14 protein-coding genes are annotated in these 12,407 nt (G+C 38.0%); 6 read left to right on the plus strand and 8 right to left on the minus strand.

Translation table 11 applies throughout. The annotated features are described in order from the left end of the window. Positions 1-28: 28 nt before the first annotated feature. The 3 genes from B5473_RS18350 to B5473_RS18360 all read right to left on the minus strand — a co-directional run bounded on the left by B5473_RS18350 (position 29) and on the right by B5473_RS18360 (position 3,765). Positions 29-2,239 (minus strand): peptidoglycan D,D-transpeptidase FtsI family protein, encoded by a 2,211-nt coding sequence (locus B5473_RS18350; RefSeq protein WP_079527809.1) that lies wholly within the window; start codon positions 2,237-2,239, stop codon positions 29-31. A 191-nt stretch (positions 2,240-2,430) separates the two neighbouring features. Then, positions 2,431-2,874 carry a universal stress protein gene (locus B5473_RS18355; RefSeq protein ID WP_079527812.1) on the minus strand — a complete coding sequence of 148 codons (444 nt, stop codon included), beginning with the start codon at positions 2,872-2,874 and terminating at the stop codon, positions 2,431-2,433. 132 nt (positions 2,875-3,006) lie between these two features. Then, a complete protein-coding gene (locus tag B5473_RS18360; protein ID WP_079527814.1) occupies positions 3,007-3,765 on the minus strand; it encodes an SDR family oxidoreductase in 759 nt (252 codons plus the stop codon). Positions 3,766-3,917: 152 nt separating this feature from the next. Here B5473_RS18360 and B5473_RS18365 point away from each other — a divergent pair, with 152 nt between their 5' ends. Beyond that, on the plus strand, positions 3,918-4,490 hold the full coding sequence (locus B5473_RS18365) for a TetR/AcrR family transcriptional regulator (protein ID WP_079527816.1): 573 nt from the start codon (positions 3,918-3,920) through the stop codon (positions 4,488-4,490). Between the two features lie 257 nt (positions 4,491-4,747). Here the strand turns inward: B5473_RS18365 and B5473_RS18370 are convergent, their stop codons facing one another. Further along, positions 4,748-5,185: a DUF1801 domain-containing protein gene (locus tag B5473_RS18370; RefSeq protein ID WP_079527818.1), complete on the minus strand. Its 438-nt coding sequence runs from the start codon at positions 5,183-5,185 to the stop codon at positions 4,748-4,750. A 197-nt stretch (positions 5,186-5,382) separates the two neighbouring features. Between B5473_RS18370 and B5473_RS18375 the strand changes: the two genes are divergently transcribed. Further along, complete coding sequence (locus B5473_RS18375) at positions 5,383-5,934, plus strand: 2'-5' RNA ligase family protein (RefSeq protein WP_079527820.1); 552 nt, start codon at positions 5,383-5,385, stop codon at positions 5,932-5,934. Between the two features lie 577 nt (positions 5,935-6,511). On the opposite strand, the gene B5473_RS18380 is transcribed toward B5473_RS18375, so the two are convergent. Beyond that, positions 6,512-7,117: a superoxide dismutase gene (locus tag B5473_RS18380; protein WP_079527822.1), complete on the minus strand. Its 606-nt coding sequence runs from the start codon at positions 7,115-7,117 to the stop codon at positions 6,512-6,514. Positions 7,118-7,358: 241 nt separating this feature from the next. Continuing rightward, the gene (locus tag B5473_RS18385; protein ID WP_079527824.1) at positions 7,359-7,838 is read right to left on the minus strand and encodes a DUF456 domain-containing protein; all 480 of its coding nucleotides are present in this window, start codon (positions 7,836-7,838) and stop codon (positions 7,359-7,361) included. A gap of 145 nt (positions 7,839-7,983) precedes the next feature. Between B5473_RS18385 and B5473_RS18390 the strand changes: the two genes are divergently transcribed. The 4 genes from B5473_RS18390 to B5473_RS18405 all read left to right on the plus strand — a co-directional run bounded on the left by B5473_RS18390 (position 7,984) and on the right by B5473_RS18405 (position 10,731). Then, complete coding sequence (locus B5473_RS18390) at positions 7,984-8,490, plus strand: DUF1189 family protein (RefSeq protein WP_079527827.1); 507 nt, start codon at positions 7,984-7,986, stop codon at positions 8,488-8,490. Positions 8,491-8,564: 74 nt separating this feature from the next. Beyond that, a complete protein-coding gene (locus B5473_RS18395) occupies positions 8,565-8,900 on the plus strand; it encodes a hypothetical protein (protein WP_079527829.1) in 336 nt (111 codons plus the stop codon). 127 nt (positions 8,901-9,027) lie between these two features. After that, complete coding sequence (gene ispG / locus B5473_RS18400) at positions 9,028-10,137, plus strand: flavodoxin-dependent (E)-4-hydroxy-3-methylbut-2-enyl-diphosphate synthase (protein WP_079527831.1); 1,110 nt, start codon at positions 9,028-9,030, stop codon at positions 10,135-10,137. Between the two features lie 18 nt (positions 10,138-10,155). Then, the gene (locus B5473_RS18405; RefSeq protein WP_079527833.1) at positions 10,156-10,731 is read left to right on the plus strand and encodes a 5' nucleotidase, NT5C type; all 576 of its coding nucleotides are present in this window, start codon (positions 10,156-10,158) and stop codon (positions 10,729-10,731) included. 80 nt (positions 10,732-10,811) lie between these two features. Here B5473_RS18405 and B5473_RS18410 read toward each other — a convergent pair whose 3' ends face one another. Together B5473_RS18410 and B5473_RS18415 are read right to left on the minus strand one after the other, a co-directional pair. Then, the gene (locus tag B5473_RS18410) at positions 10,812-11,624 is read right to left on the minus strand and encodes a C40 family peptidase (protein ID WP_079527835.1); all 813 of its coding nucleotides are present in this window, start codon (positions 11,622-11,624) and stop codon (positions 10,812-10,814) included. Continuing rightward, entirely contained in the window at positions 11,621-12,406 is a 786-nt protein-coding gene (locus B5473_RS18415; RefSeq protein ID WP_079527837.1) for a serine hydrolase, read from the minus strand. The genes B5473_RS18410 and B5473_RS18415 overlap by 4 nt, the downstream gene beginning before the upstream one ends. Between the last annotated feature and the right edge of the window lies 1 nt (position 12,407).

A 12,407-nucleotide genomic window follows, 5' to 3' on the forward strand; every position in this document is an offset into this window, starting at 1 on the left:
CGTAGTTAGAAACTACGGGATCATTATTTTATTCATTTACTGTTTCGACTTCTTCGTCCTCATCGAGCTTTTCGTCAGAATGCTTAATGATTGGTTTTTCTACTTTACTTGTAGATAAGCCCTCATCCGCATATTTGTTTTTCAACTCAAAATATGAATCTACTAATTCACGGGCAGTCAAATTCGCCTGAGGTAAATAGTTATTGTTAAAGTTCGTTGTAGCCCATGGGAAAATAACAGCATATGCAATTTCAGGATCATCAAATGGTGCAAAACCTACATGGACAATGTTGATTGTGTTTGTTTTCCATTTATCGCGCTGTGGTCCATAGTAAACTACCTCAGCTGTACCTGTTTTACCACCAGCCGTATAGTCTGCTGTTTCAAATTGACGACGGGCAGAACCATTCGCACCGAAGTAAACGCGGCGTAAACCTTCTTTAACATGATCAATTTCCTGTTGGCTGTTTTCGATTTTGTTTAAAATTTTAGGTGTCACTTCTTCCACAACTTGCCCTAAATATTCACCATCTTTAGATGGGTTGCGAATTTCTTTGAGCATTCTCGGTTGGATACGGTAACCGCCGTTTGCAATTGTTGAAATATATTGCGCCAATTGCATTGTCGTATACGTATCAAACTGTCCGATTGCCAAGTTTAATAGTTTTACATCGGTATCCGGATCAGCCTGATACCCGGTTGATTCACCAGGAAGGTCAACCCCCGTTGGTACACCTAGTCCGAACTGTGCATATTCATTTCGCATTGTCTGCAATGTACCTGATGCTAAACTAAATCGCATACCAGGTGAATACGTGCGGCCGCCAATACCCATCGCAATTTTGAACATATAGACGTTTGATGAACGCTCTAATGCCGTCAAATCATTCAGCATGACACTACCAGTCTTGTTGAATAGTGTATTTAAAGTAATGTTACCGATTCGCATTGGTGAATCGAGCATGACAGTTCCCGGCTTAATAACTCCTTCATTGTATCCCATTAGGACGGTTGCTGCTTTTACAGTAGACCCTGCTTCATATGCAGAAGTAAATGTACCGTAAGAATAGTCAACAATATAAGGTTTGCCGGTGTCTTTATCTTTTTCTATTTTTTTACCGACTACCGATAAAAGCTCACCGGTTTTTGGATTCATTGCAACTAAAAATCCGCGATCCAGTAATTGGGAACCACCTTTAGCTTTCAATTCCAATAAATACTTTTCCAAAATTTCATCGGCTTTTTGCTGGAGTTCCACATCGATTGTTGTTACTAAATCTTTACCGGGCTCCCCTGCAAAAGTCGTCATCGTTTCAACAACTTGACCTTTTTTATTCGTGATGTTTTTAACGACTGATTTTTCACCTTGCAATATTTCTTCATACTGCGCTTCAAAATAACTTTCCCCAACACGGTCGTTACGAGAGTAATCACGTGCTAAATAATAGTCCAGTTTCGATTTAGGCACACCTTTGCTCGGTACTGTTGTTCGGCCTAAAATCGCCAATGGAGATAGACGCACTCGCTTCCAATCGGTTGTCGTATTTACACCAGGCAGATCCGCCAATTGTTCTGAAACTCGGGCAAACTCTTCCGGTGTAACATTCTCACCTTTAATAATTTGAGGTGATAAATTATAACCTGTCATCATTTCTCGGTAAATTGCCAGAACTTCCAGGTCAAAATCGGAAAGCTCTTCCAATTCTTTATCTGTAATACGATCCCGGATTCGTCGATCATATTCTTTATTGATTTCCTTCGTTTCTAGCTCTTCATTTTCAAGTTGGAATTTCGTCATTTCCTTTGTTGTAACTTTTTCTTTTGCTTTTTCCGGATTCCGCAAAATCCAGAAATCTAATTTATCTCGATGCGTTACTTTTTCTGTCGGCTGCTCGATGATATGTGCAAGTTTTTCTGCAATTTCAAGCATCTCAGCGGATTTTGTCGTTTGCATTTTTGTATACGTAATCGCATTTTCTGGCTGATTATCAACTAAAATACGACCATAGCGGTCAAAAATACGGCCACGGGGTACACTTGTATTCACCCGTACTTCCTCTGTACGCTCTAATGCGCGGACATAATCTTCACCTTTTACAATTTGTATATATCCTAGACGAAAAATTAGTAATGAGAACAAAACAAATATTGAAAAGAAAAGGACATTCATCCGAAAAGTTAAACTTGCCCGTTGCTTTGCCTTCGGATTTTGCTGACGATTTTGCGTAATTTTGCGCAAAGAACACTTCCCCTTCCTTACTTTATGTAGCGTGTACATGAGTGTATAGTCATAGCTTTTAGTATAACACTGAAAACTCTTCGAAAAAAGAGTTCAGATTTTAATTATTCATCTTTTAGACGGCTGTGCTTTTATAAAGTTTCATAAAAAAAGAAGCTTCACGAAAATTAATGTGGAGCTTCGGCATTTAATTAAGTATTTCTTACAACAAGGACGTCACAGCGGGCATTTCTTAAAATCCCTTCCGATACGGAACCTAGGAAAAAACGGGCTAATTCCCCTTTTCCCGTTACACCGCAAATAATTAAATCAATTTCTTCCTGCTGAGGGATATCTCGTGCGATAACGTGCTTAGGTGTCCCGTACTCTATAATTTTTTTGATATTTGTAAACCCTGACTGTTGCGCTTTTTTCTCGAATGAATCTAAAAGATCCTTCTTATTATTCGTAAATTTTTCCGCCATATCAAAGTTATAGCCTTCTGAAAATGCAAAGGAACGAGTGTCGATTACATGAACAATATACAGCTTACTTCCGACATTATTGAGTGCAACTTGCACAGCTCTTCTAAAAGCAATCAGCGACTCATTCGTTTCATCCACGGCAACTAGTATATTTTTGTACGTCATGCTCATTTATTCCTCACCTCTTTATACTTTATTCACAAGTAGCTTAGTTTAGGTGTACTTACGACTATATGGGGAAGAATTAAATATGCAAAAAAGACTCTGCAACCGAAGTTACAGAGCCTTTTAGAAAATATATGCTTAATAAGCTGTCCAACCAGCATCCGCTGTAATAATTTGACCGTTGATGAAGCTTGAATCTTCCGAACCTAAAAATACTGCCAATTTCGCGATTTCATCCGGATTTCCGACACGTGGAATTAATGCAGAACCTTTTTGCTGTTGGCCGGCACCGTATTGGCTGACATTTTGCATCGACTGTTGGATATTTGTCATAACAGCACCTGGTGCGATTCCGTTTACACGAATACCGGATTGAGAGAACATAAATGCGGTATTTTTTGTTAGACCAACAACTGCATGTTTCGAAGCAGTGTATGCTGCACCTGCACGACCACCATTTAAACCGCCTGCTGAAATATTATTTACAATAACACCATGACCTTGTTTTAAGAACATATCTGTCGCAATACGCATTGACTTCATAACTGAAGTAGTATTAACAGCGAAAATCATATCCCATCGTGCATCAGTAATTTCGTTTACAGGCTCAAATCCGTCCATGATGCCTGCATTGTTTACTAAAATATCTAACTGACCGTAATTTTCAATAGTAGCATCAAATAATTTTTGCAAGTCTTCATCTTTCACTACGTTTGTTGCGATTGCAAAAGCTGTACCACCGTTTGCAGTAATTTCATCCGCAACTGTTTTTGCTCCTTCTTCATTTAAATCCGAAACAACTACTTTTGCTCCCTCTTTTGCATAAGCTTCTGCGATAGCTTTCCCCATACCTGAAGCGGCACCTGTTACGATTGCTACTTTATCCTGTAATTTCATTATAAATCTCTCCTTTGGTATTAGAAGTTATTGTACATCTGTTCAATAAAAATTATAATTGAAAGCAAAATAATGTACAAACAACAGCTATTTGGAATTCCGTACATTATCCAACACTTTTCATTAATCTGTTCATTAAAGGAGAAATTTTTATGGACTTACGTGTAAAGAAGACACATGACAGCCTGCAAAGAGCGCTTCTTATTTTATTGAATCAGAAATCTTTAGAGAACATTACGGTAGCAGAAATTTGCCGCATTGCAGAAATTAATCGGGGAACATTTTATTTGCACTATAAAAATGTCCACGGAGTATTTGAGCGATATTTCAATGACATCGTGAAAGATTTAAAGTTTTCGTACGATTTCCCATACGATGTGACAAAAGATAATTTATCCATGCTTACGCCTGAAATGATTCAAATTTTTCACCATGTCAAAAAGCATGAAGCCTTTTACCGTATTGTTTTCGATGAAAAAACGCCGATGCTTTATTATCATAAATTATTAGATACAATCCGCTCCTTTATATTGGATTCACATTTGGAAGATATCGAACATATATCCGACCAGCAGCTTGAATATTTGGCAAGCTATACAGCGAACTCGATTATGGGTATTCTTATTCAGTGGCATAAAGAAGATTATGTGCTTGCGCCTGAGACATTAAACAAATATATTTTTGAATTTTATCGCTTAAACGAAACTTTGAAAAAGAATATTTAATTTATGACATAAGGGGTGGTTATAACCCAAAAAGCTATTTTTCCCTTAGAGAAAAATAGCTTTTTTTGCTGAGCGTTAAAAATTGATTTCCATTCCTGGACGCTTTCCGCGGGCGTGGCCTGAGCCTGTAGTCTCAGGCGTCACGCTATTCCCGCTGGAGTCGCCCTCCATTCCAATCAATTTTACAAAATACCCGTTTCTAAGAAGACTTTTATTCTTATCCACCGGTATTTTTGTTTGTGATATAACCTATTATTTTATCTCTGTACTTCACTTTCATAGGTCGCAATCCACTGATCTACCGTTATTTTTTTGCTCAGTTCCCCTATCAGGTCATATGGTATATGTTTTGTCGAGGTCCAGCGAATACAGCTTTTCCCCATATTCAGCTTTGTTGGCACTGCTTCGGCATAGGCTTTCTGAAACCACTCGAGAAGTTCAGGATCACTGTAAATGCCCATATGATAAAGCCCAATATGGCGCTTTTGTGGAGCAAGCGCCAAAAACGGTAATGGTGTGTTCGGTGTTACATGATACCCTTTTGAATAGGTTGTTAATGGTACATTATATACGACCATATTCCGGTCAATTGACTTTTCAAACCCTGGCGGCAAGTTTTCATCAATTGTCTCCATTAATTTTACATAAGCACCGTGCCACTTCTCATCAATTTGCGCGACAAATTCATCAATCATCCACTGCACCCCAATTCTGTATATTAGTTTGAGCGTAGCAGAAAACTGTAAAAAAATACATAAAAAACGCATGGACTAATAAGTAATAATCGATCCAAGTATTTAAAAGCTTATTATCTGAGCAGATTAAGAATGTTTGTGTGTTTTCAATTTTCTGGTAATATATTTTTAACCGAAATTATTAGGAATGGGGATGAATGAAAATCGATTATTTTATAGGAATTGTCCCACCAGAAGAGTATTTAGTACGAATTGTTAAATTTCAAAGTAAATGGTTTAAGCATTCAGTAGTAGAACCTCACATAACTTTGAAAGCACAAGGAGGACTAACTCCAGATAAAAAATGGATAAATAAAGTACAAAAAATATGTAATAATTTCAAACCTTTTCAAGTGTTATTAGATAAGCCAAAGTACTTTGGAGATAACATTTTATATTTGAGCGTTATCTCAAATAATTTGCACAAACTGCATCAAGAAATAATAGGAGAAATTTCACCTTCAGAAGAACAAATAAAACAGTATTTCGAACTCGATGCCTTTGTACCTCACTTAACTTTGGGAAAAATACAATACGATGGGGGCATTTCTGATGACCTCTCAAAAATAGAATTTATAGAAATGGAGAATTTAGCTGAAAAAGAATTAGCACCATATCCTGACTTTGAAGTGAATTTTATTAGAGTTTATAAAAGAAATATTGAAAAACAAAGATATGAAAAATATCTGGATATATCTTTAACCAATTGACCTCTTTAAAATGAGGTCTTTTTATGTACTTCTTAGCACTTCTTCCCCTTATCTCCTGAGAATAGAATAAGGAAGAGACAATAATTGTTTTCACGCAACTAAGCCCTGCCCTCGACAATCCACTACCAATCCCTTGCTACACAAAGGCTTCAAACATATTTTCGGGAACCTCATCTGAACCAATATCTTCTCCGATTACGAATAAAATTATAGATTTTAACCCGAAATAGAACTTGGTTGTAGAGCTAAGTCGTTTTCAGTATGGATAGGTTTTTAGCAGTTAAAGCTTCCTACAACTAAATTTAACACATACAAAAAGAACCACACTGCGCACAGAACATTGTACAAGTGTGGTCCTCTATGTTCTTCAATTCTAACCTCTTACCCTTACTCTGGATACCAACTTAATAAAAGTAGGAACCAACTTTAAAATAGAGGGAAAGAGATTAATGCATGAAGATATTAATTATTTTGCAGCTTGGAACTTAGCTTCTACTACGTCCCAGAAGTGCTCCTGTCGCTTCGCTTTCGTCGCAAACTGGGTGTCCGTTTAGAAAATAGTTAATTCTTCGCGCTATTATTTAGCTGCTTGGAATTTAGCTTCTACTACGTCCCAGTTCACTACGTTCCAGAATGCACCGATGTAGTCTGGACGACGGTTTTGGTAGTTTAAGTAGTATGCGTGCTCCCAAACGTCTAAGCCTAGGATTGGAGTTTTGCCTTCCATTACTGGAGAGTCTTGGTTTGGAGTTGAAGTAACAGCTACACCGTCACCATCAACGATTAACCATGCCCAACCTGAACCGAAACGAGTTGTTGCAGCTTTTGCGAACTCTTCTTTGAAAGCGTCAAATGAACCGAATTTCGCATCGATTGCAGCAGCTACTTCACCTACTGGAGTGTTAGAACCGCCTGGAGCGATTAATTCCCAGAATAATGTGTGGTTAGCATGTCCGCCACCGTTGTTACGTACAGCAGTTTGTTTGTCAGCTGGTAAAGCATCGATGTTAGAGATTAACTCGTTGATGTCTTTGTCAGCGTATTCAGTACCTTCTACTGCTGCGTTTAAGTTTGTTACGTAAGTATTGTGGTGTTTAGTGTGGTGAATTTCCATTGTTTTTGCATCGATATGTGGTTCCAATGCGTCGTAAGCGTAAGTTAATTCTGGTAATTTGAATGCCATGATAATATTCCTCCCTGGAACAAGTAATTAATGTTGATTACAATACTAGGTTATCAAAAAATGATTCCTCATTCAATGAAAAAAACAGTAATATTTGCATTTCAGTCTTTTGACGGAAAGGCTGCGGATTACTTGTCTTACCTGTTGTTTGTAATCTTTCCTTTACTAGTGTAAGCGATACCTATTTGATTTTACAAATATTTGCTCTTCATCATTTTAATCTGCTTCCATTCTTACAAAATTAAATGGCAATAAAAAACAAGACAATCATAACTACTTGAATAATCCCTTTTGTTACGACCGATGTTAAAAATCCTACAACTGAACCAACACCGACTTTAATTGCCTGCTTTAAATTGCTTCGTGTCACAATTAATTCACCAATGATTGCACCGATAAACGGCCCTGCAATAATACCCGCAAACGGTATAACAAATGGACCGATCAATAAACCGATCGTGCTTCCCCACATCCCCGCTTTTGATCCTCCGAATTTTTTTACTCCGATCAGATTCGAGATCGTATCTGCCGCAAATAACAGTGCAACAAATAATAGTTCAATTACCCAGAACCACCACGGCAATTCGGTAAAACTATAAAACAGCCCATAAACGATAAACCCGCCAAGTAAAAATAAGACGGATGGGATAATCGGATATACTAAACCGATAAACGCGATAATAAACAGCGCAATAATAAGTGTCCATGCAATAATATCCACTTATTTCACATCCTTTCTAATCATCTTCCTATTATGTTTTCACAAATTATACGTAATGTACGAGGAAAAGATTCAAATTAATTTTCCGAGTTCAAATCAAAATTTATTCATGTTACACTACTTTGTAAAGGAGCATTCGATTATTATGAAAATTTCACATATGCAGTTATTTATACATAGTTTAACGAGCCCTAAAAAGCTGGGTGCATACCGAATTCTATCAATCGGAAAAGTGATGCAGTATGCCTTTTTAATGATTACCCTTATTACTGCTTTTTCATTCGGCCAATTTATTAATGCCGGGACAGCCGAGATTTTCGGTTATTCGGAAATTGAGGATTATGCACAAAATATTCAGTGGATTGTTTATCCGATTGCCATTGTATTTTTATTCGTACTGAATACGTCGATCTATTTTATTAAAGTAAGTTTGTATGCACTAGCAGGCCAATTTTTCATTAAGCCGATGAGACGCCGCGGCGAATACCGTCAAGTATGGCGAACAGCTGTTTTTGCAAGTACATGGGGAACATTATTGACGATTTTCGGAAATCTGTTTCTGATCTCACAAACTATTATCACACTTAGTAGTATTTTTATTACAATGTTCTTTATAATCGTTGCCTTAACAAAATATCCCGTACAAAAATAATAAATTCTCCTTCTGAATCATATAGTTTAACAATCTATTAACGAGTTAAATTGTAGAGAAAAGGAGGATTTTTTTTGCGGTTTTTAATAGCTTCCATTGTTCTTTTGCTGTTTGCATTTGTCATTAAAGTAGATTTACAGGAAGGTACGCTCCCATTAGCATCCTTTTATGCTGCTCCACAATCATGTGAGGAAGGTGAACAAGGAAGCTATGTTGTCGTAAAAATCCAACAGGACGATACAATTTACAGCCTATTTTCAGCAACTCCCTCGCCTATTAAAACCACTTTCCCTGAAAGACTTGCACAATTTTACCAACTTAATCCGCATTTAAATTTACAGCCACTTGTACCAGGAGATACTGTCCTAATCCCAATCATCTCGAACGTGACGGAAAATTGTCTAAATTGAGTTCATAATGTTTCTTCCTTGTTCTTCTTTTCATACACTGATAAAATAAGGAACAGTGACGGCTTACATATCGTTATATCTATTGGAGATGTAACACATTAAAAGCCTGAAAAGGAGAGAATTTTTCATGAGTGAAATCGTTCACCGTACGAAAACACGTCCTGTGCGTGTCGGTAACTTAACAATTGGTGGTAATAACGAAGTCGTAATCCAAAGTATGTGTACGACGAAAACACATGATGTAGAAGCAACTGTTGCCGAAATTAAACGTTTAGAAGAGGCAGGTTGTCAGATCGTACGTATTGCAGTACCGGATGAGCGAGCTGCAAATGCAATACCTGAAATAAAAAAACAAATTAATATCCCATTAGTAGCGGATATTCATTTTGATTACAAATTAGCATTAAAAGCCATTGAAGGTGGCATCGATAAAGTACGTATCAACCCGGGTAACATCGGGCGCCGCGAAAAAGTAGAGGCAGTTGTAAATGCTGCCAAAGCAAAAGGTATACCAATCCGAATCGGTGTTAACGCCGGTTCTTTAGAGCGTCATATCCTCGAAAAATACGGTTACCCTACTGCAGATGGAATGGTAGAATCTGCATTGCACCACATTAAAATTTTAGAAGACTTGGATTTCCATGACATTATCGTTTCGATGAAAGCATCAGACGTAAACTTGGCAATTGAAGCATACGAAAAAGCATCAAAAGCATTCAATTATCCACTGCATTTAGGTATTACAGAATCAGGTACATTATTTGCCGGTACTGTTAAATCTGCTGCCGGTTTAGGTGCGATTTTATCTAAAGGTATCGGGAATACTTTACGTATTTCATTATCTGCAGATCCAGTGGAAGAAATTAAAGTAGCACGTGAATTATTAAAATCATTCGGCTTGGCATCAAATATGGCGACATTAATTTCTTGTCCGACTTGCGGCCGTATCGAAATCGATTTAATTTCAATTGCCAACGAAGTAGAAGAATATATTTCAAAACTGAATGTTCCGTTAAAAGTAGCTGTTTTAGGCTGTGCGGTAAACGGTCCTGGTGAAGCACGTGAAGCGGATATCGGTATTGCCGGTGCTCGTGGCGAAGGGCTTTTATTCATGAAAGGTAAAACAGTTCGTAAAGTTCCGGAAGAAACAATGGTGGAAGAACTGAAAAAAGAAATCGATAAATTAGCTGCTGAAATGGTGGCAAAGCGTGAAGCAGAAGCTAATGCAACTGTGTAAAGAAATGAGGTAATGGAAATGACAAACTTAAAACATCGGTTCGGCATTGATATTGACGGGACAGTGACATGTCCTGCCACATTGATTCCACATATTAATAAACAGTACAATATTAATATGACGCTACAAGATGTAACGGAATATGATTTTTTAAGTGGCTTTCCGCACCCTGTAGACCGCGCGCAGTTTCAGGCCTGGTTTAAAGAAAACGAGCCACGAATGTATGAAGTGAGTGAGCTTGCTGCAGATGCGCACCGCATTTTAACAGCCTGGCAAAACCAGTATGAGCTTTATTATATTTCTGCACGTGGAGAAAATGTTTTCGACATTACGAAAAACTGGTTTGATCAATTTAAAGTTCCTTACGACCATATCGAATGTATCGGCAGTCATAACAAAATTGCCATCGCAAAAAAGCATGCAGTAGAAGCTTTTTTCGAAGACAAACATGATAATGCAGTGGAAATTGCCGAAGAGCTTAAAATCCCTGTCATTTTATTTGATACACCGTACAATCAAATGGCTGTACCGAATAATGTCATTCGCGTTAATAATTGGGTAGAAGCTAACGAATGGATCCTTAAAAACTTTTAATTGAACGTAACCAATTTCATGTAACTAAAAGGGTCAACTCAGAGTAATCTTGCTGAGTTGACCCTTTTTTTATTTTTGGATTAAAAAATACTGCCGTACTCCGTAATCGTTGTCGCCAAGTCTTCACGGTAATGGTCATGCTGCAAGTTCAGGCTATTCACATTGACCTCGTTTCCGCCTAGCGAGGAATGGATATACTCATCATTCCCAATATACATCGCTACATGGCCTGGGAAGAAAATCAGATCTCCCGGCTTTAAGTTGTCGCCTTCTATTTTCCTTAACGGGAAACCTTCCTCTATTTTCGCATCACGGTAAATAAAAGCACCGTTCAGCATATACGCCATTGATACAAGACCTGAACAGTCAATGCCTAAAGGCGTTTTTCCGCCCCATCGGTATGGTGTTCCCATATAGCGAAAAGCAGTTTCCACGACTTGTTTGCGAAAAGCTACTTCATTTGTCGTATATACTTTAATACGATCCTGAATCCAGGCTGAGCGTACATACCCTTCTTCTCCTGTAACAAGCTGTACTTTTGCCCAAGTTGGATCAAGCCCTGCTTCCAGAACAACTTTAATAAAAGCGCCTCGTGTCAATGTCAGGATGTTTTCACTTTGTATTTTTGGTGCTTTAAGGACATCGGCAAAGTTCTGTATAACGACATCATTCGCTTCATATACCCAGTTTACAGTTGGTTCAGTTCCAACGTACAAGTTGGATTTTAGCGTATAGCCTTCGTAACGGTAAAACGTTCGTATTTTGACCCAGTTTTCATCAATTTCTTCCTGTACTTCGACCGGCATCCCGTACAACGCCTCATCGATTAACTCGGAATGTCGGTCAGGTGCTGCATGTAAACTTGCAATCTTCATTTTCACAACGGCATTCAATCGATTCCCTCCTCCTTTTTTGTAAAATGATCATAGACGATTTTAGAAATAGTACCAATCAATTGTCTCGCCTTTTCATTGTCGGTCACTTCTGTAATGAAAACTCCGATAAAATAATCGCGTTCTTTTGTAAAAATAATTCCAGTGTCATGGTCGACCGTATCGAGACCGCCTGTTTTATGTGCCATTTTTACATCATCTACGATATAGCGTTTGAGTGATTCGTGACTGCGCTGCCTGCTTAAAATATCGAGTGCTATCGCATTCCACTCTTTTGTAAGTAGCGTACCTCTATATATTTGCCGGAAAAGGTGCTGCATATCCTCCGCTGTTGTTTCATTATCAAAGCCGAGCTTTTGACGTTCAAAATCCATCATCTTCCGCTGGACCCGGGTATTATGTAAGCCGATTTCTTTAAAATAGTTATTGAATGCATCCATGCCTAAAAGATCAATACATACGTTTGTTGCTGTATTGTCACTCGTAATTGTCATCCAAAGTAACAGCTCGTGCAGTGTAGCTCGAATTTGCCTCTGCTCAGTTATAACACTGAACTCGACCATGTTTTCCGGGACAATTTCGTAAATATGATTTAAATTGCTGTTCGTTTTCTGTAAATGAGCCAAAATAGTAATGAGAATCGGTACTTTGATAATACTTGCACTGCTGAAAATTTCTTCGCCCCGATTTTTCCATACGATCTCGTTAGTATTGTAATCTTCGACAATGACATGCACTTTATATGGGCACTGTGCAATAATGCGATCAAGTTGTTTATGCATC

The sequence above is a fragment of the Solibacillus isronensis genome (assembly GCF_900168685.1).
In the GTDB taxonomy this organism is placed as follows: domain Bacteria; phylum Bacillota; class Bacilli; order Bacillales_A; family Planococcaceae; genus Solibacillus; species Solibacillus isronensis_A.